The organism is Nostoc parmelioides FACHB-3921 (assembly GCF_014696625.1).
In the GTDB taxonomy this organism is placed as follows: domain Bacteria; phylum Cyanobacteriota; class Cyanobacteriia; order Cyanobacteriales; family Nostocaceae; genus Trichormus; species Trichormus parmelioides.
This window is the reverse complement of record NZ_JACJQL010000005.1, coordinates 1-20,942: the sequence shown is the minus strand read 5'-3', so window position 1 is coordinate 20,942 and position 20,942 is coordinate 1. Positions and strand designations below refer to the sequence as shown.

Annotated in this window: 12 protein-coding genes and 2 pseudogenes; 7 read left to right on the top strand and 7 right to left on the bottom strand. The window is 40.2% G+C overall.

The window, feature by feature from the left end:
- Positions 1–109: 109 nt before the first annotated feature.
- Both H6G14_RS05345 and H6G14_RS05340 read right to left on the bottom strand, forming a co-directional pair.
- Positions 110–868, bottom strand: coding sequence for an undecaprenyl-phosphate galactose phosphotransferase family protein (locus H6G14_RS05345; RefSeq protein ID WP_190566238.1), 759 nt, complete (start codon positions 866–868; stop codon positions 110–112).
- 110 nt (positions 869–978) lie between these two features.
- Positions 979–2,124 (bottom strand): glycosyltransferase, encoded by a 1,146-nt coding sequence (locus H6G14_RS05340; protein ID WP_190566084.1) that lies wholly within the window; start codon positions 2,122–2,124, stop codon positions 979–981.
- A gap of 391 nt (positions 2,125–2,515) precedes the next feature.
- Here H6G14_RS05340 and H6G14_RS05335 point away from each other — a divergent pair, with 391 nt between their 5' ends.
- Complete coding sequence (locus H6G14_RS05335; RefSeq protein ID WP_190566083.1) at positions 2,516–3,457, top strand: NAD-dependent epimerase/dehydratase family protein; 942 nt, start codon at positions 2,516–2,518, stop codon at positions 3,455–3,457.
- A gap of 95 nt (positions 3,458–3,552) precedes the next feature.
- On the opposite strand, the gene H6G14_RS05330 is transcribed toward H6G14_RS05335, so the two are convergent.
- Positions 3,553–4,842: a cation:proton antiporter gene (locus H6G14_RS05330; protein ID WP_190566082.1), complete on the bottom strand. Its 1,290-nt coding sequence runs from the start codon at positions 4,840–4,842 to the stop codon at positions 3,553–3,555.
- Positions 4,843–4,996: 154 nt separating this feature from the next.
- On the opposite strand from H6G14_RS05330, the gene H6G14_RS05325 reads away from it, so the two are divergent.
- Positions 4,997–6,364 (top strand): cytochrome P450, encoded by a 1,368-nt coding sequence (locus H6G14_RS05325; RefSeq protein WP_190566081.1) that lies wholly within the window; start codon positions 4,997–4,999, stop codon positions 6,362–6,364.
- A 55-nt stretch (positions 6,365–6,419) separates the two neighbouring features.
- Here H6G14_RS05325 and H6G14_RS05320 read toward each other — a convergent pair whose 3' ends face one another.
- The 3 genes and pseudogenes from H6G14_RS05320 to H6G14_RS05310 all read right to left on the bottom strand — a co-directional run bounded on the left by H6G14_RS05320 (position 6,420) and on the right by H6G14_RS05310 (position 13,239).
- Positions 6,420–11,078, bottom strand: coding sequence for a WD40 domain-containing protein (locus H6G14_RS05320; protein ID WP_190566080.1), 4,659 nt, complete (start codon positions 11,076–11,078; stop codon positions 6,420–6,422).
- Positions 11,079–11,098: 20 nt separating this feature from the next.
- Positions 11,099–12,403: a P-loop NTPase fold protein gene (locus H6G14_RS05315; RefSeq protein WP_190566079.1), complete on the bottom strand. Its 1,305-nt coding sequence runs from the start codon at positions 12,401–12,403 to the stop codon at positions 11,099–11,101.
- A 216-nt stretch (positions 12,404–12,619) separates the two neighbouring features.
- Positions 12,620–13,239: pseudogene (locus H6G14_RS05310) on the bottom strand (tetratricopeptide repeat protein).
- Between the two features lie 327 nt (positions 13,240–13,566).
- On the opposite strand from H6G14_RS05310, the gene H6G14_RS05305 reads away from it, so the two are divergent.
- Both H6G14_RS05305 and H6G14_RS05300 read left to right on the top strand, forming a co-directional pair.
- Positions 13,567–14,043 carry an MEKHLA domain-containing protein gene (locus H6G14_RS05305; protein ID WP_190566078.1) on the top strand — a complete coding sequence of 159 codons (477 nt, stop codon included), beginning with the start codon at positions 13,567–13,569 and terminating at the stop codon, positions 14,041–14,043.
- Between the two features lie 169 nt (positions 14,044–14,212).
- Complete coding sequence (locus H6G14_RS05300; RefSeq protein ID WP_190566077.1) at positions 14,213–14,932, top strand: rhomboid family intramembrane serine protease; 720 nt, start codon at positions 14,213–14,215, stop codon at positions 14,930–14,932.
- Between the two features lie 21 nt (positions 14,933–14,953).
- Here H6G14_RS05300 and H6G14_RS05295 read toward each other — a convergent pair whose 3' ends face one another.
- Entirely contained in the window at positions 14,954–17,287 is a 2,334-nt protein-coding gene (locus tag H6G14_RS05295) for a CHASE2 domain-containing serine/threonine-protein kinase (protein ID WP_190566076.1), read from the bottom strand.
- 806 nt (positions 17,288–18,093) lie between these two features.
- On the opposite strand from H6G14_RS05295, the gene H6G14_RS05290 reads away from it, so the two are divergent.
- The 3 genes and pseudogenes from H6G14_RS05290 to dapF all read left to right on the top strand — a co-directional run.
- On the top strand, positions 18,094–18,615 hold the full coding sequence (locus tag H6G14_RS05290) for a LabA-like NYN domain-containing protein (protein WP_011318899.1): 522 nt from the start codon (positions 18,094–18,096) through the stop codon (positions 18,613–18,615).
- 90 nt (positions 18,616–18,705) lie between these two features.
- Positions 18,706–20,301 (top strand): 2-isopropylmalate synthase, encoded by a 1,596-nt coding sequence (locus H6G14_RS05285; protein WP_011318900.1) that lies wholly within the window; start codon positions 18,706–18,708, stop codon positions 20,299–20,301.
- Positions 20,302–20,369: 68 nt separating this feature from the next.
- Positions 20,370–20,849: pseudogene (gene dapF, locus H6G14_RS05280) on the top strand (diaminopimelate epimerase); the annotation flags it as partial.
- Between the last annotated feature and the right edge of the window lie 93 nt (positions 20,850–20,942).

The following is a 20,942-nucleotide window of genomic DNA, read 5'->3' as shown; positions in this document are numbered from 1 at the left end:
CTAATACCAATTTCTGATTACCAACTACCAAAAATATATTGTCCAGACGAACATAATATTATTTGTGTGAAGGGGGAAATAATGCCCCCTAGCAAAAAAATGCTTTTTGTCAGTATGCTCCGTTATTTTTGGGCATGATTACTACATCAATTGTTTTCAATATAATCCATAAGTCCAACCAGAGAGTTCTAGACTTGACATAGTGCAAGTCGATTTGAACTCTTCGGGGATAGGGAATGTCATTCCTTCCTGAAACTTGCCATAATCCAGTAATTCCTGGTCGAATTGTTAGCACTTGTTCGATATGATCACCATATTTTGGTAATTCTTCTGCTACTAAAGGGCGCGGGCCAACAACACTCATATCCCCTTTTAAAACATTCCAGAATTGGGGAAATTCATCCAGACTGGTAATTCGTAAAAATTGACCAATTTTAGTAATTCTGGGGTCTTTTTTGAGTTTAAAACTACTTTCAAATTCCTGTCGCAATTGTGGCGATGTTTCCATCATTTGCATGAGTACTTCGTCAGCGTTGCTGACCATTGTCCGGAATTTAATACAATTAAACGGTTTGTAGTTTTGGCCGATTCTTTCTTGGACATAAAAAATTGGGCCTTCTGAGCTTAGAGCAATCAGCAAAGCCAGGATTAAATAGACTGGTGAGAAGAGGATCAACACCAATAAAGAAAACACAATATCGAAAAGTCTTTTCGCAAACTCTCCGTTGATACCTTGCAAAGACAAACCTTTGGGTTTGATTTTAGGTGTCTTTGTTTTTTGACCACGCTTGACTGTAGAACGCATAGACGAGCTAGCATCTTGCCGTAAGCGTCGTTTGCCGGAGAGGAGTGAACTCTGGGCAGTCATCATACTCCTTAATAATCCACACCACACATAGTCCCAATCTTAAAGCCAAAAGGATGTGCTTCTGGGGTTAAATTGCCAAAAGCATACAAAAGAATTACAAAAAATTCTGCCTAACCTGCTAAATTAGGCTTTTGTTGATGGCACTGGTCTAAAAAATCTAGATAGTGCTTGGCAAAGTTTTGCGGGGAAAACTCGGCAGCGTGCGATCGCATATACTCAGGGTCAAGAGCATCTTGATACATTTCAAATTTTTCTACTGCCTCCACCAAAGCTGCTTGAGTTTGCATTTTAAAAAATATACCTGTTCCTGTATCTTTATAAGATCGTACATCCCTAACTGTTTCCGTGGCACCTCCGATACCATAGGCAATTACGGGAGTACCACAAGCTTGTGCTTCCACTAAAGCTATACCAAAATCTTCGCAGGCAGCATAGACAAAAGCCTTGGCTTTGGCCATATACTTTTTGACTACATCATCAGGTTGCCACCCTAATATTTGGATATTAGAATTAGCTAGCTGGCGAATCTGTTTCATTTCAGAACCTGTACCAATGATGACTAATGGCCGTTGCAATTGGTTAAACGCTCTCACAATTAGGGATACCTGTTTATAACTCACTAATCGGCAAACTGTGAGATAAAAATCCTCTTTGTGGGGTGAAAACGGAAATTCTGCCACATTTACCGGGGGATAAATAACTTTGGCTTCTCGCCGATAGCAGCGCCATATACGCCTAGCTGTGTAATGGGAATTGGCAATGAAGTAATCGACTCGATTGGCGCTTAACACATCCCACTGGCGTAAACGATGTAATAAGTATCGAGTCACCCATCCCGCAACACCATTCCCCATTTGACTGGAACGCAAATAATCAAAGGTTAAGTCCCAGGCGTAGCGCATGGGACTATGGCAATAACAAATATGTAACTGGTCAGCCGTGGTTAATACGCCTTTGGCGACAGCATGAGATGAGGACAAGATTACGTCATACTGGCGCAAGTCCAATTGTTCGATTGCCAGGGGTAAAAATGGTAGATACTTTTGGATACCATTACGGGCCAAGGGAAAGTGCTGGAGGAAGGTCTTGCCAATCTGACGTTGGTATAAATAACTTTCAGGATTGTTAGACTCAAAGTCGATGAGGGCGTATAAATCGGCATCGATATGATGCAGAATTTCTTTGACAACGAGTTCTGAACCGCCGGTGGCTTTTGGTGTCAGCCACTCATGAACAAGAGCATATTTCAATGGCACAGTTAACTAACTTTAAGGTGTAGAAATTAAAGGAGGCAGGAGGCATAAAGAGGGAGTAAGCCAGAAGCAAATTAAACCCCTCCAACCTTGAAGCCACGGAAAAAATTACTCTCTGGCAAGCTGATGCAAAAGTTATGACTTTTTCAGGCAAATTTCCTTTTGCAAGCAAGAAATGGAAAGCGCTTCAGATAAAAAATACAGACGTACTTCTCTGAGGGGAGGTTCCAGAAGGATACAGCAACCTGATAACCTCAAATCAGGGATTGGAGATTGGGGATTGGGTACTAGGGATTGAGTCAGGGAATAATATTTTCTTTATTGATTCTTATGTCTTTTCCCAGTCACCAGTCACCAGTCACCATTCCCTCAAAAACATAGCAATGGGTAATTTATGCGAATTTTAATAATGGGTGGTACTAGGTTCATTGGTGTCTATTTGACGCAAATCCTGGTTGAACAAGGACATGAGGTAGTACTTTTCAATCGTGGTAATCGACCGTTACCAGCTTTACAGGGAGTAGGACAAATTATAGGCGATCGCACGGATGCCATGCAGCTCAAAGAAAAATTATCAGCAGAAAATTTTGATGTTGTTTTTGACAATAACGGCCGGGAATTAACGGATACTCAACCACTGGCGGAAATTTTCCAAGATAGAGTGCAGCATTTTGTTTATATGAGTTCTGCGGGGGTTTATCTCAAATCCGACCAGCTACCGCACATAGAAGGGGATAAGGTAGACCCCAAAAGTCGTCACAAGGGTAAGCATGAAACGGAAGCTTATTTGCAGCAAACAGGATTACCCTTTACCTCGATTCGTCCCACCTACATTTACGGCCCACGTAACTACAATGATTTAGAAAGCTGGTTCTTTGATCGAATTGTACGCGATCGCCCCCTGCCAATTCCAGGTAACGGGTTACATATCACTCAGCTAGGTCATGTCAAGGATTTAGCAACGGCAATGTCGCAAGTGATTGGTAACAAACAGGCGATTGGGCAAGTATATAATATTTCCGGCGATCGCTATGTCACGTTTGATGGTTTAGCTCGTGCTTGCGCCCAAGCCTTGGGAAAATCAGCCGATGATCTTAAAATTGTCCATTACGACCCGAAGAAATTTGATTTTGGCAAACGCAAAGCCTTCCCCATGCGAGTGCAACATTTCTTTGCTTCAGTCAACAAAGCACAGACAGAATTAAATTGGCAACCCCAATATGATTTAATTTCTGGGTTAGCTGATGCTTATGAAAACGATTATGTAGCAAGTGGACGTGATAAATCAGAAATCGATTTCTCTGTAGATGACGAGATTCTCAAAGCTGAGAGTTGAGTCATGAGTGCTGGGTATTGAGTCAGAATTTTTTCTCTGCTCCTCTACCCCCTCTTTAACCACTCATACTAGTTCGGTCAAAAACGATAACATATTTAATTTAAAGTTTCAGGTAAAGAAGTTTTTTTCTCATTAGCAATATTACGTTCGTACCAACTCATTAATGGCGTAGCAGATATGCCATGTATAACGACAGAAACTACAATCGTAGTGTAAGTTATCCAAGCTATTTCTTCGCCAACTGTATCCTTTAAACCATGACCAAAGGCATAGGCAAGATAATATAAGGAACCAACACCACGAATACCAAACCAGCCAAATAACCAGCGAGTTCCAGGATGGAGGCGGCGGCGATGGGATGCTAAAGGGCGTTTACCAATAGTGCTAATCCAGGCTCCAATAGGTCGAATAATTAAAAACAGGAAAATAATTACTATTAAAGACTGATAGCTATAATTAACTATTGGTTGCCATAGTAATATGGAACCTAATAATAATATTGTGCCAACTTCTAAAAGTTTTTCTAAGCGTTCAATAAATTCTAATTGTGCAAGTGGTTTTTCTGGATTTCTATAAGTATCTTGGAAAACTAATCCTGCAATAAATACTGCTAAAAATCCATAACCGTTGACAACTTCTGTTAGAGAATAAGTTAACAAAATTGCACTGAGAGCAATAAAGTCTTCCATCAAGGCATCAGCAGAACGACGCTTCTGGATTTTTTGGTCAATCCACACAATAGCTTTAGCAACAACAAAACCCATAATTAATCCAGCAGCGATCGCCCAAATTAAATCAATAGCTACCCACTGCTTAAACCAGGTGTTCCAGTTGTTATCTTTAATAGCAAAAAGTCCAAAATAGACAAAAGGAAATGCTAAGGCATCATTTAAGCCACCTTCGGAAGTTAAACCAAAGCGTAGCTCATCTTTATCATTAATATCTGTTAGTTGAACTTCTGATGCTAAAACTGGGTCAGTAGGTGCAAGAATAGCTCCTAATAGAATTGCTTCGCCCCAATTCATGCCTAAAAACAATTTAGCTACAATTGCTATAGCGAAAATAGAAATGGGCATTAAGAAACCAATGAGGCGTGCAGTAATATTCCAAACTCTACGTCTACGGGGATGAATGATTTTTAACCCACAACTAAAAACGGAAACGATAACGACAAATTCTGTAATTCTTTCTAATAAATCTGCATTAAATACATCATCTCGCCGTAATTGTATCAACCCAAAGCCATAAGGCCCAAGGATGATGCCTACTAAGAGATATATCAAAGCAAAAGACAGAGGTAAACGCGCAATCCAACCAGAACCTAATGTAACTATCAGTAACAGTAGACCAATTACAAATAGGTCAATAATGTAAATATCCACCATATAAGTTATGTATAAAAAATCTGGATAGCTAGGCTATTCTAGAAGCGATCGCCTATTTGTATAAATGATCTACAGATAGATATTATTAAGATAATTTATCTTTATTTATACTTCTGCTAGCTGAGTTAGGATAGTGCCAAAAGGAGCATTTGTTATGGAACTTCCAGATAGTCCAAAAATACCAAAATTTATGCAGCTAGTGCGGTGGATTTATCAGCCATTGCAACTAATGGAAGCATCTGCCAAAGCTCACGGGGATTGTTTTACACTATGGCTGACAAACAAACGACCATTAGTATTTTTGAGTAACCCACAAGCAATTCAAGAACTTTTTACTACTCCATTAGAACAATTAGACGCTAGAGGAACAGCCCAAATTTTACAACCTTTAGTAGGGGAAAATTCTTTATTGCTGCTGTCTGGAGAAACTCACCAACGCCAGCGCAAGTTGTTAACACCGCCTTTTCATGGCGATCGCATGAGGGCTTACGGCGATATCATTACTAACATCACCAAAGAAGTCATCAGTAATTGGCAATTAGGCAAACCCTTCTCAGTGCGCGACTCCATGCAGGAAATTACCTTGCGGGTAATTTTACAAGCTGTTTTTGGTTTACGTGAGGGAGAACGTTACACCCAACTGCAAAAACGCCTCTGTGACATCCTAGATTTAAGCGGTTCTGCCTTACGTTCTACCCTATCCTTCTTGCCTGCATTGCAGATAGACTTAGGTAGCTGGAGTCCTTGGGGTTACTTCTTGCGTCAAAGAGCTGCAATTGACCAACTACTTTACGCCGAAATTCAAGACCGCAGAGATCATCCAGACCCATCCCGGACTGATATCCTGTCCTTGATGATGGCGGCGCGGGATGAAAATGGCGAAGCCATGACTGATGTTGAATTGCGTGATGAATTGATGACGTTGTTAGTCGCAGGTCATGAAACAACCGCCTCAGCTTTGACATGGGCTTTATACTGGATTCACAAATTACCGCAAGTGCGAGAGAAACTTCTGGCTGAGTTAGATAATTTTGGTGACAATGGCGACGTAAATGAAATCACTCGTTTACCTTATTTAACGGCTGTCTGTCAGGAGACACTACGCATTTATCCCATTGTGATGGTGACCATTCCGCGTATTACCAAGACAAATTTAGAAATTGGTGGTCATCAATTTGCACCAGGAACAATGCTTGTAGGCTGCATTTATTTAATGCACCGCCGACCAGATTTATATCCCCAACCGCAGGAGTTTAAACCAGAACGGTTTTTAGAAAAGCAGTATTCATTATATGAGTATCTACCATTTGGTGGCAGTAACCGTCGCTGTGTCGGTATGGCCTTTGCCTTGTATGAGATGAAATTAATTTTGGCGACGGTCTTAGCAAATGTAGATTTAGCATTAGTTGATAACTATCCCGTCAAACCCACCCGGCGCGGTGTCACCTTAGCACCCTCTGGTGGTAAATGGTTAATCGCCACCGCACAGCACCAAAAAATCAAAAACCCTGTAGAAGTATAGTTAATTGCCACAGCGATCGCCTATATTATTTTCCCATAGAGCGATCGCGCCCCAATCAAGACTTTAATATATCGCAGAGACGGCGATCGCTCTCTGTGACATGAGTGTTATTCTCTAGATAATCTTGTAGCCAATTGCAACCACGCGCCAGTAGTTGGTCTAAATTTTCTATGGGCCATAATCTCACAGTGCGATCGTCTGAGGCCGTAGCAATATACTGATCATTAGGACTAATACTAATACTTCTGACTGCACCTTTATGCCCTTTGAATTGCGCTAGTTGCTGTCCGTTAAGATTCCATAACCTCACTGTGCGATCGTCGGAACTAGTGGCGATATACTGCCCATTATGACTAAAAACTGCACTTTTCAGGGGGGCTTGATGTCCTCTAAATTCGGTGAGTATTTGCCCATCCAGAGTCCACAACTTGGCTGTATGGTCTTCCGAAGCAGTCACAAGATATTGACAATCAGGGCTAAAATTCACACTCCAAACTGTACTTTGATGCCCCAAGAATTGCCCCACCTGTTGTCCCTGGAGATTCCACAATCTAGCTGTACAATCATCAGCCGCAGTCGCAATATACTCTCTATTGCAACTAAAACTCACATATCGCACCCATTTATCATGCCCTTTAAATCGCATCAACTCCTGACCATCAAGACTCCATAATCTAGCCGTCAAGTCAGAAGCAGCAGTAGCGATATGCTGGCCATCAGGGCTAAAATTCACACTCCAAACTGTACCTTGATGCCCTGGAAATTGCTGAAGCATTTGCCCTGTAACACCCCATAATCGTACCGTCCGGTCAGAGGAAGTAGTAGCAATGTATTTACCATCGGGGCTAAAACTCACACTCCAAACTTTTCCTCGATGTCCAAGGAACTGTAAAATCTCCTCACCTTGAATACTCCACAAACGTACCGTCCGGTCATCAGAAGCCGTAACAACCTGTTGCCCATCAGGGCTAAAATCTATGCTCCTCACTGTACTCTGATGTCCTTTAAATGGGGCGAATTGCTGCTTGTTTAGGTGCCACAATCGGACTGTGCGGTCAGAAGATGCAGTTGCAATATATTTACCATCAGGGCTAAAACTCACACTTCGCACGTAGTCCTGATGTCCTGGGAATTGGTCTAGTTGCTGGCCATTGAGATTCCAAACCCTAGCGGTACGGTCAGAGGAAGCGGTGGCGATATATTTACCATTGGGGCTAAAACGCACACTCCAAACCACATCTTGATGGCCGCGAAATCGGCTTATCTGTTCCCCTGCTAAGTTCCATAATCGGGCTGTACCGTCAGAGGAGGCGGTAGCAATGTACTGACCATCGGGGCTAAAACTTACATCCCAAACACAATCTTGATGCCCTGGGAAGCGGACAAGCAATTTACCCTTGAGGTTCCATAACCGGACTATTCGGTCATCAGCAGCAGTGGCGATGTGTTTACCATCAGGGCTAAAACTAACACACCAGACGGTTCCCTGATGTCCGGAAAACTGCGCTAGCTGCTGACCGCTAAAATTCCATAACCTAGCTGTGCGGTCATCAGAACTAGTGGCGATGTACTTACCATCAGGGCTGAAACTCACACTCCGCACATAGCCCTGATGCCCTTGGATTTTAGCTAATTGTTGACCCCTAAAGTTCCATAACCTGGCTGTCCGGTCAGAGGAAGCAGTCGCCATGTATTTGCCATCAGGGCTGAAATTGGCACTCCAGATTGTATCTTCATGCCCTTGTAATGAGATTAATTGCTTGCCTTGGAGATTCCATAATCTGGCGGTACAGTCATCAGAAGCCGTAAGGATATACTCACCATCAGGACTAAAACTGACGCTCCTCACCCAGCCTTGATGTCCTTGGAACTGATTACGCTCTTGGATATTGTCTAGAATCGTCTGCAAAGCTAGTAATGGACTAGTTGCTGGGTACTTTGCCAGAGCGCGACCATCTTTGACTAAAGCTTGCAAAGCTTTTCCACTCCGCATTGCTGACACAAGGGAGTCTAATTGTGCAAAATCGAACTGACGTAAAGCGCTGACTCCTTCCTGCTCTAAGGTTGTTCCTGCTTGTACTTCTCTGAGGACAATTTGTTGTTTTTCTAATTCTGCGTTGACTTGAGTTAGTATGGTTTCTACCCGCTCTAGCTCTTGTTCAATCTGTTTTCTTTGTTCCCGTTCTTGTTCGAGTTCTGCCAACAACTCATTTCCCTGCTGTTGACGAATGAACGGAACTAAATAATCATGTACTAATTGATAGCGATCTGCTGGTACTTCTGGTAAAAGTAACACTAATCCAGATTTCACAAAAATTTCTAAGATTAAATCTAATGTTTTTACCTCTGGTTTTAAATCTGAGGCCAAATCAGTCCGAGTTTTCAGAGGACGAGTACCGTTTTCATCTGTGAGTAAATATAGTACTAGGCGCGCCATTTGTTCATTTTCAGAACCACAATTTCTAATAACCGTTTCTAAAAACCTTTCTACTAATTTTTCTTTAGTACCGAACTGACAATACTTTGCCAGAGTATTAATTTTTTCTGTTTGCATTTGCGCCCCCACAATCTGTAATTCAATGGGGCGCACTTCCCCAAACTGGCATGATAAATCTTCAACTAGCTTATCTATGAGTTTAGGTTCTAGGTAAAAGTGTGTTTTCTCTGTCAGGTTTTGAATAATAGCTTTGGCATCTGCTGGGGTAAAATTACCCAAATAATAGCGAATATTTTTATCTAAAATATTATTATTAATTGACCCCAAATTAAATAATCGTTCTAACTCTAGTAAGTAATGTAAATAATCTTCCCGCAACGAAAGTACAATCTTGACAAAAGGTATATCCAAACAAAAACGTAAAAATTCGTAAAAGGCTTTTCTGCTAGCTTTATCGGTATAAACGAAGAAAAATTCCTCAAACTGGTCAAAAATTAACACTGTTAACAGATGGCGCTCAGAATTTTTCTGTAATTGCTCTCTAATGGCTACGGCTGAATTAAGATTATGAGATAACTTATAGCCTCTAACTTCTTCAACAGCTTGAGCTAAGTTTTGTCCTAATGTCCCCACCCAATCTGTATACACTCTTAACAATATAGGTAAAGCATCACGTTCAGCAATTGGCTTTTCCTGCAAAGCGGGTATTAAACCAGCTTGTAAAATAGAACTTTTACCCACCCCTGATTGACCATGAATAACAGTCAATTTATGTTCAGTACTACTAATCCTTTCTCGCAAACGTTGAACATCCTTTTCTCTACCAGAAGCAACTATTTCTTGAGCAATTGTTCCCTTTCTATATACTTGTAATTGGGCGGGATTAATCGCCTGAAGCTGAGGATTAAGATAAGATGCACCAACAAAAGCACGGAAACCATACTGCTGTTCAATTTGTAGTTGTTCTTGTTTAATTTGAAAAGCTGCTAAATATTGACTTTGTTCAAAGTAGACGTTACTTAACATCTCTAAAATGTTAATATAAAGCCTGGGATTATAGTAAGCACAGGTTTCATTTTTAGCTGTCAATAAATTACTAATAGCATCGATATTCTCATTTAATTCTTTTTGAGAACGAGCTAAAATAAATAGATATAAACTCCGTTCAGGGACTTTTTGATTTGAAATATTCTTCAGTCTTTGTAATGCTTTTTGAGCAAGTTTTTTAGCTTCATACCATTGAAAACTTTCTAAAGAAACTTCAGCTAAAAACCCATAAGATTGGGCTATTTTTAAAGACTGCCCATAATTTTTATGTAGTTTCAAGGATTTATGTGCTAGGTTATATAAATCTGGCCAAGCATTTAAGTTTCTTAACACTTCTCCTAAGGTATTAATATACTTAGCGATTAAATTATCAAAGTGTCCTTTTTCTAAAATTGCAATACATCGCTGAAGATATTTCCTAGCTTTTTGGTAACAGTCCTGATTATCTATCTGATTCTTCTGCGCCTGTCTCACATAAGTCAAACCGATGTTAAATAGTAATATTCCTTGCCGTTTCAAATTATGATTTTTTTGCCAAAAATCTAAACTATCTTGATAATGAGCCAAAGCAGAGTCTGTATTATCGTATAAATAATCATGTAAACCCCGGACAAACTCCAAGTTAGCCTGGATGATTTGATTTAATTCTCTACCTCGGTTTTGTAAATCTTGGATTCCTCGATTTAATTCCCAACAAATTTGTGGATTGGGAATTAAATCACCTATAAAAACTTCGTCAGTTTTTTTCTGAATAAAACTAATTAATTCATTAGTACTACTTTCAAATGCAATAATAGTTGCCCAATTTTCTAAATCAGTGGCTAATCTAATAAACTTTTGGAGAACTTGGTCATTAACCCAGATAAGTATGGGGAAGGGAAAGTTTTTTCTAAACTCTTCTCTGACTCGGTTAGCCGCAGTCAGCACAGTATCAATGTCTTTAGCTGACTCTAAGCCAAAGACAATCAATGCGGGTGGTTGTTCATCGCTTAATTGTTCATTGATATTGGTGTAGAGTGTTTTTACTGTTTCTGGTAAAGTGATTTCATGTATTTTGATTGGAGAAATTAGGTGTAGTTGTTGGGTAATGCGTTTACGCAAAGCCGCGTAATTACAACGCAATAATATTAAGGAGAATTCTCCCTGAGAAAAAGTAATTGCCCTTACCAAAGTTTGTAACGACTGCTCATTCTCAGGGGTTAAGTTATGGGAATTAGGTAGATTATTCATCTTATAAACAAGACAACATCTTATAATTTAAAGTCTTTGGCTTCTGCCAAAATCGGATTAATATCAAACCAAGAACCGTCCTCATCCCGGTATTCAAATACAAACATACTGGGAAGCAAAAGTTCATATTTTTCATGACCCCTCAGGCTTTTATCTTGCGCTACTTGGTAAAGAACTTCCCACTCATCAGGGGTAATAGCCAAAGAAAGTTCATTACAGCGTTGTTTAATTACCCTGTCTAGACATTCCCGCGAAATGGGCGGGTCTTCTTGTTGAAGACAGCGAAATAATATCATCAGCAAATTACGCAAATGACCACCACTAACTAAGCACAGTCTATCTAAGGTCTCAGGGCTGTCAAAAACCTCTGTAATTAATGTTTGGTTTTGTTCCCAACTCACCCCAGGAAACGCCCTAGCCATGACCATCTGTTGCAGTAGGTTAATTCCCTGGGCAAATTTATGACCATTCTGAAGTTTTACAGGTACCATTGGCAGGACTTTGGGGTCAATACCAAAGCGATTTGTTAATCTACCTAAAGCATTGGAGAATATTAAAACTAAAGGAATTGTGTAGACAACATGGCAGCTGAGTTGGTTTAACTGTTCGCCGCGTTCTACAAATAAATATTCAGGCTGGATTTGACCTGTAGGCTTCAATGAGTTATCGATGCGGTCAAGATTGTCGATGATGACGACTAATCCTTTTTTACCTTGCAGCTTGAGTTTAGCGATCGCTGGTTGTAGTAGTTCTTTATTGATAGACTCTAAAATACCATTGGTGCGTGGTTCTAGATATTGCCGTAATTGCGATCGCAGTTTGGGACTATCTTTTGTTTTAGCGGTAATTTTGCCAATACCCACAGATAACTCAGCTTCCACGCCAATATCTAGCGGTGTTTGCAAAAAACCGACAATTTCTGTAAACAAATTTTGGAAGTATCCAGGTTTGAGGTTAATCTTGATTGCCTCTAGACTTTGACTCACCTCACGGGCTATAGCTAATAAAATATCTGTCACGTCTACATCAGCCATATCCAGGCTTTGGCTAGACTCAAAGTACACTACATGAAATCCCTGCTGTTCTAACTCTGATTTCAGGCGGAGTAATTCCGTTGATTTCCCACAACCAATATGACCAGTAAACAACTGACAAGTAGGTTCATCTGGGGAAAGCCTGGTGATAGTTCGCCCTAATTCGTCAATAATCTTGCTACCCCGAACTTTAGAGAAATCAATGTAATATTGTCTATCCTCCGGTTTGCTGACAGCCAAAGTCTTGCTAGGGTTGCACGCCTGAAAAAACCTGATTAAATCTAACTTCATGAGAAAACACCCGAAATCAGCCTAGTAATAGCCCTGTATTTCAGGATTATAGCGATATCATTCCTAATAATTAGAAATTGCTAATAAAAGGTTATTTTCTACTAGTTTAATTTTATTTTGCTTTGCGTGTCAGTTGTCAGTTGTTGAAAGAATCTGGTCTAATATCCTAACCCCTTGTGGGTGTACTTTTTATTTTTACAGGGAATAATCCAGCAACTACATCCAACCCCGCAGCTTTTTATGCACTTGCGCCAAATGCCACATATAGTCATCAAGTTTATATTTCTCAGCAGCCTTAACTATATATTCTTGAGCTAAAGGTAAATTATTTTCTGCCTCGTAATACAATCCCAAATAAAGATGGCTGTAAAATTTACCTTTATTACCTTCTGCTTGTCCAATATTGAATACATCATTTGGTGTGCAATTTCCGGCAAACAAATCATAGACAGAACGCATAATTGTCTGGGGTCATTTTTCACGGTTAATAAGTTATTTCTCGCCTCTGTTACACCGACTAAACGCACCATGCACAGATATCGCCAAACTGTTTCTTCCACGTCTTGGGAATTGACTGTTAAATCTATTTCAAATTGTTGAGCGCCTTCAGCAAATCTATCTGCATAATAATAAGATAACCCTCGTTGCCAAAGGTAAGGCTTAATTCGATTATCTAGTTTTTCTGCTGTGTCAAAATCATCAATTGATTCTGCAATTTTCGCTAACTGAAATTGCACCATACCCCGACGGACATAAGCATTAGGATTGTTAGGTTGTTTACTAATAACTTCGTTCCATTGCTGGAATTGATTTTCTAAAGAGTTGGCAAATAACATGATTTATAAATGGTAATTTTAACTATCAAAAACTGCAAGTGAATAAGGTGATATGCACCTAAATCAAATACTCTTGCGTCAGGGCTGTCCATAGTCAAGAGTCCAGAGTTAAAGGCTAGCTTGGACTGTGGACTGTGGACTTTTGACAACCTGAGTGCGAAATATAGGATTTAAATGCGTCACAGTTTAATTTATGTTTAATTCTACTTTCAAGTAATCCTGCTGATTTGAGTGGGATAGTAAATTATTCACGCACAGACACAGAGAGGGGGGAAAGACAGCTTGTTATGTCATACTGAGTTCTTGGTGTTCAATTTATATTGATCTATGTCTGGTTTGAAAGAATATCCTGGGGAACAATACATAATTATTCGCCACAGTCAACGCTTAATTAAAAGTTTTCAGCATTGGACAGGAAATTTATTACTAGATGTGCATGGATCACCTGATGAAATAGCGTTGGCATTATTTGAAGCACCATTTGTCTTAGTTTCTCATGGTACGGAACCAGACCCAATTTTTAACTACGGTAATCGCAAAGCTTTAGAACTATGGGAACTGTCTTGGGATGAATTTACGAAAATGCCTTCGCGCAAGAGTGCTGAGGAGATGGTACAACAAGAACGCGATCGCCTGTTAGCAGAAGCAGCAACTCAAGGTTTTAGTTACTACTCTGGTGTACGCATTACCAGCACTGGCAAACGCTTTTATATGCAAGACGGTATCATCTGGAATCTGCTGGATGAACAACACCAGTATTGTGGTCAAGCAGCTGTTTCCTATAATTGTCAATTTATTACATAACCATGATTTGATTGCTAACGGTTAACTGCCAACAGTCAACGGTCAACAACCCTCACGATGGATTATGTAATATAAAAGCAGAATAGCTTATTCATCCACTGGCTAGAAGAAACTACTAGCAAAATTTACTACTCTGAGTCTAGTGAGTTAAAAATCAGGAAAAACGCCAGTGGTTCCCATTAGAGATAATAATCCTGTAACAATTACGCCTTATGTGACTTATGGGCTAATTGCTGCCAATGTCCTCGCTTTTTTGTATGAAGCCAATCTTCCTCCCCAAGCATTGGACGGCTTTTTACATTTGGCGGCTGTTGTTCCGCGAGAACTGAGTTTAAGCTTTGCTGGTGTTTCTGTGCATCAACCTGTACCAGAGTGGGCAACTTTGATCACCTCCCAATTTCTCCACGGTGGCTTTCTGCACCTAGCGGGGAATATGTTGTTTTTGTGGATTTTTGGTAACAACGTAGAAGAAAAACTTGGTCATGCCAGATATTTGCTGTTTTATCTGGCTTGTGGTGTTTTAGCCTCTTTAAGCCAATGGTACTTCTCCCAAGATTCTAGCATTCCTTCTTTAGGTGCTAGTGGGGCGATCGCTGGTGTGATGGGTGCATACATTCTGCGTTTTCCCAACGCCGAAATTCTCGGTGTAGTCCCTTTAGGTTTCTTCTTCCCAACTTTCCGTGTTCCTGCATACTTCTTTTTAGGTTTTTGGTTCCTGCAACAATCCTTTTACGGACTTGCTGGTTTACAAGCACGCACTAACATCGGTATGGAAAGTGGCGGTATTGCCTACTGGGCCCATGCTGGCGGCTTTATTTTCGGCGCACTCCTGGGGCCATTGTTGGGTTTATTTAGCGATAAAGCCAAGGAAGAATCTTGGTATAGTTAAAATCTCCAATCCCCAATTAATTCAAGGCCAATGTGTAGTCGGCAAATCTGACTCATCTATGGATATCATGGTCTTCATTGATGAGTCATTTTGCTGTCCAAAGTTTTTATCTGGGGTATTGGCTAACTGATCAAGTGCTGCTAGGACTGCTGATGCAGACTGATAACGCTGTTTAAAATCTTCCCGCACCATGTTGGTCAAAATTTGGGCAAAGCCTTGGCTAACGAGTGCCTTATCGCTCCATTTTATTTCTTCATTCTCATCTTTTGGGAGGTCGTGGGGGGAGATACCTGTTAAGGCTTTAATGCCAATCATGCCGACTGCATAGATATCACTGTTGTATTGGGGACGACCAAAACATTGTTCGCTGGGTGCGTAACCTTTAGTACCAATACCAATAGTAAAGGGGACTGGCTCTTGATTGTTTGTTTGGGGTAAGGAAATTTCTTTGACTGCACCAAAGTCAATTAACACTAATTTGCGGTCTGAGTCTCTGCGAATAATATTGCTGGGTTTAATATCTCGATGAATGACCCCATTTTCATGCACGAATACTAAAATTTCCAGTATTTCCCTAATAATTGCCACCGTCTCTGCTTCACTAATACTTCTACCTGACGGCAGTTCTTGGTTGAGAGGATGACCAATAATATATTCTTGAACTAGATAAAATTCTGCTTCCTGTTCAAAATAAGCCAAAAGTTGGGGTATTTGCTGGTGTGAACCCAATTTTTCTAAACTTTGCGCTTCTAAATTAAACAAGCGCCTAGCTAATTGCAATCCTTTTGCTTGGGTGTTAACTGGTTTTAGCTGCTTAACTACACATTGCGGATTACCTGGACGCTGGGTATCTTCGGCAATATATGTTTCACTAAATCCACCGTAACCAAGTACTTTGAGAATTTTGTAGCGTCCACTGAGGATTTTTCCCGATACGGCTATATTTCTTTGCTGTAATAAGTCTTGCAGTTCTTGTTGTTGGCTAATAATTTCCTGAACAACAGGAGAAGTTTTATATTTCTGAAAAATATCAACTATTTGGCGAGTCCGGATTTTTTCTTTAGCTACTTCTGTTCCCAGATAAGATATGCCACAAAAAGCGATCGCCAACATTGGTATAGCTGTAGGAAATAGTAACTGTGCATAAACAAAGCTGATATAGCTAATACTCCCCCAACCACCGGCGACAGCCAAACTTAAAATCAATCGCTTAAATCCGCTTTTGCTTCTGGTAATGATGAAAGATGTACCACCAACTAATCCCAACACAAACAAAGCTTGCAAAGATTGACTTGGAATTGCTTGGGCGATCGCTTTCCCTTCCATCAAGGTGGCGATCGCATTGGCGTGAATTTCTACTCCTGACATTTTTTCAGACGATAACCAAGCGCTACTAACCGCTACAGCATGATAATCATTTGCTAACTGGGCAGTTGCACCAATAATCACAATTTTGTTTTGAAATACTTGCCCTTGCTGTAAATAAGTATTCCAGTTTTGCGGGTCGAGGACGTGCCAAAAGGGAATCGTGGCAAATGTGCCAGCCGGCCCCCAAAAATAAATGCGTTCTCCTGCTGAACGAGGATACTTTACCTGTGCTGTTCCCAACACCGCTTGGTCAAAGGATGGAATTTTATCTGTGAGGGCATCCACTCCGCCTAATATCTTTGCAAATTCACTACCTAAGCGATGTACTTTGCCATCCACCTCTACAGGAAAATTCACTGTACCTATTGATGCTTCATCGTGACGAAATTTTTCATAGGGCAATCTCAATTGAGTAAAGAATCCCTGGTGGGATTGAGAAATTTCGTATTGTGCCGCTAATGTCACCTGGCTGCTATATTTTTGTAATACCGCTTGCAGTTGGCGATCGTCTTCATTTCCGTAGCTTCCAGGAAGGTCGAAAACCACATCCAAAGCGACGGATTTAGCCCCAGCCTGCATCAATTTTTCCACTACCTGAGCATAGGCAACACGCTTAAATGGAAACTTACTCAGTGGTTCTAGGTAGGCATATTTCTGTGGATCTGTTCTATAGTATTGTTCGGGTACTGATATGGACTGATCATCAATTGCTAAGATCACTATGTCCTCTGGCGGGGTAAGTGGTCCTCTGATTTGAAAAAATGCAGATATTGCTTGATTTTCCAGCAACTGCACTAAACTTAAGCCAGAAGTTGTCAACAAGGCTGCACCCGTTGTGAAAGCAACAGTGAGTATGTTTCCTAAACGTACTAGACGCTGAGACTGGCGTGCTGCTGCTGTTAAAGTGGCTTTGGTTGTTTTATTTGACGCTATATTGGCAGTAGACCCATTTTTTTTGTTGATTTTTTCTGTAGGTTCTTCTGCCATATCGTGTTAATAATTGGTTTAAGTACAATTTTTTTATTTATTTAGTTTCATTTATACTACAACCACATTGAAATCAGAACTTAAATGATAATCTTATACATTTGTAATATAAATTTTATTCTGCGCCAAACTTATGTTAAACAATCTCCACTCAGTCAAGATAATAGGGGCTAAAGATTAAAGGTTAAACACTAGAAAACAGAGATTTTTCTCCTTTAGTTGTATGTAAAGTCTGAATAATAGGGAATAAGTGAAAGGATATAGGGTGTAGATAAAAGAGTTTTTCATGCTGAGTCATAGGATTTCTCCGCAAATGGCTGACTGAAAAAAATACTGTTAACCTAGCCCCTGTTGAGTAAACAATATTAGACCCTAGCTTCTCACCCCTAATCTATTGACCTCTCACCTGCTACCTATACCGCCTATACAGAATTGGTATTTTTCACTCGCCTTTATTGTTAATTGCACGACCGATATATGTTACTTCCCCAATCTCCTATCTTCAGACCTATGCCTTACCTCTTTAGAAGTAAACTTGATAGATGGATAGCAAACCATCCTGTTACTGTGTCGATTTTATTGGTAGATTTTGATTACAGGGTGTTTCTCATAGTGTTGGGAGTTAAAATGTTCAACAACCAGCAGATGAATTCCTATATTGTTCCTAACTTTAGTCATTGAAAGAGGTAAGATAAAATCTATACATGAAAAGTTCCGCTAGAGCTATTAGTCAATTTATCAAATGAGAATTGCTATAATCTATTGTCCATTCTAAATTCTTTACTATATATTAGGTGTATTTTTCTATGGGTTCCCCAATGAATCGTCTGTCTATTTTTGTAGACGGAAACAATATGTTCTATGCTCAACAAAAGAATGGGTGGTTTTTTGATCCAAGACGGGTTTTAGAATACTTCAAAAACGAGCAATCAGAAACAACATTAATTAACGCATTTTGGTACACTGGGTTAAAAGACCCCCAAGATCAACGAGGTTTTAGAGATGCTCTCATTAGTTTAGGGTACACAGTTAGGACTAAAATACTCAAAGAATATTACGATGATTCGTCCGGTCGTTACTCACAAAAAGCTAATTTAGATATTGAAATTGTCGTTGATATGTTTAATACGGTAGACCAGTACGACCGAGTAGTTCTATTTAGTGGTGATGGTGATTTTGAAAGAGCAATTGAGTTATTACGTTCAAAAAATACACACATCACAGTAGTATCGACGGAAGGAATGATAGCCAGAGAATTACGTAATGCTACGGATAGATATATAGACTTAAATGATATTAGAGACCGTATAGAAAAAGCCGAAGGTTAATATCCTTAGTAATTATTTACAAAATTAAAACTACACAAACTTAGGTTCTAGATATTTTAAGCAAAACGTACAACTAAACAAATAGCGAAAATGACAACTAAACCAGAGAGAATCATCATTTTTGATACAACACTGCGTGATGGGGAGCAGTGTCCGGGTGCAACACTGAATATAGATGAAAAGCTGGCGATCGCCAAACAGTTAGCCCGTTTAGGTGTAGATATCATCGAGGCAGGTTTTGCTTTTGCTAGTCCTGGGGATTTTGAAGCAGTCCATAAAATTGCCCAAACTGTAGGGACAGAAAATGGCCCGGTAATTTGCAGTTTGGCAAGAGCTAGACATGATGATATCAAAGCCGCAGCCGAAGCGATTAAACCAGCAGCTAAAGGCAGAATTCACACCTTTATTGCTACTTCTGATATTCACCTCCAGTACAAGCTGAAAAAAACCAGACCAGAAGTGATTGCGATCGCCGAAGAAATGGTAGCTTATGCCAAAAGTTTCACCGATGACGTGGAATTTTCCCCAGAAGATGCTGGACGTTCAGACCCAGAATTTTTGTATCAAGTTTTAGAGCGAGCGATCGCCGCCGGTGCAACAACAATTAACATTCCGGATACCGTTGGTTACACCACACCAAGCGAATTTGGGGCAATAATTAAGGGCATTAAAGAAAATGTCCCCAACATCGACCAAGCAATTATTTCTGTTCACGGACACAATGATTTAGGCTTGGCAGTTGCCAACTTCTTAGAAGCAGTTAAAAATGGTGCAAGACAACTAGAATGCACCATCAATGGTATTGGTGAAAGAGCAGGAAACGCCGCCTTAGAAGAATTGGTAATGGCGATGCACGTCCGCAGACAATACTTTAATCCCTTCTTAGGTAGACACCCAGATTCGGAAGAACCACTCACCAATATTGACACCAAGCAAATATATAAAACCTCACGCTTGGTTTCTAATTTAACAGGAATGTTAGTACAACCCAATAAGGCGATCGTTGGGGCTAACGCCTTCGCCCATGAATCAGGAATTCACCAAGATGGAGTTTTGAAAAACAAACTCACCTACGAAATCATGGATGCCCAATTGATTGGCTTAACAGACAATCAAATAGTTTTAGGCAAACATTCTGGGCGTAATGCTTTCCGTACCCGCTTGAAAGAATTAGGCTTTGAACTATCAGAAACTGAGTTAAATAAAGCCTTCGTCAAATTCAAAGAAGTCGCCGATAAAAAGAAAGAAATCTCCGATTGGGATTTGGAAGCAATTGTTAACGACGAAATCCAACAAGCCCCCGATTTATTCCGCGTAGAGTTGGTACAAGTTTCCTGCGGTAGCAATGCACGTCCAACAGCAACAGTTACCCTCCGCACCCCAGACGGCGAAGAACTCACCGACGCAGCCATTGGTACAGGGCCAGTAGACGCGGTATATAAAGCGATTAACCGCGTGGTCAACGTCCCCAACCAATTAATTGAGTTCTCCGTGCAGTCAGTAACAGCCGGGATAGATGCTATCGGGGAAGTGACAATTCGTTTGCGGTATGAATCACGAGTATTTTCCGGTCATGCGGCCAACACCGATATCATCGTCGCCTCTGCACAAGCCTACGTTAACGCCCTAAATCGTTTATACGCATCCTTGCAGACTCAAGATAAGCAAACAGAAGTAACAGCATAAAACTTAAAATAAACCCAACTCACTACAAGTTGGGTTTATTTATTTCTCCTAATTATTTACTTCAACGAATGAAGTTCTATAAATATCATGCTCTTGGTAACGATTATTTAGTTATCAATCCTCAGGATTTAAAATTTAGCCTAACGCCTGAAAAAATTAAAATAATTTGCCATCGAAATTTTGGTATTGGATCTGATGGTATTTTGTTGGGGCCTTTAGCATCAACAAAAGCACAATTCGCCTTACGCATTTTCAACCCCGACGGAAGTGAGGCAGAAAAAAGCGGTAATGGACTGCGGATTTTCTCCCGTTATTTATGGGATATGGGACTAGTTGATGAAAATCCATTCTCAATTGAAACTGTAGGTGGACTAGTGGAATCTGCGATCAAAGATGCAGGTAAAACAGTCCAAGTAGAGATGGGGAAAGTCAGCTTTTGGAGTCGTGATATTCCAGTTGTTGGCGATGACAGAGAAGTAATTCAAGAAAAAATATTTCTTGATGAAGGCATTTTTACATTTTGTGCAGCCACAACAGGGCGAACGCATCTTAATTGCTAATAAGAATTGGGAAGCAAATTCAAACATCTAGAATAAAGCCAATTGTCTTAGATAAATAGTGAATGTAAGTCAAAGGATAAA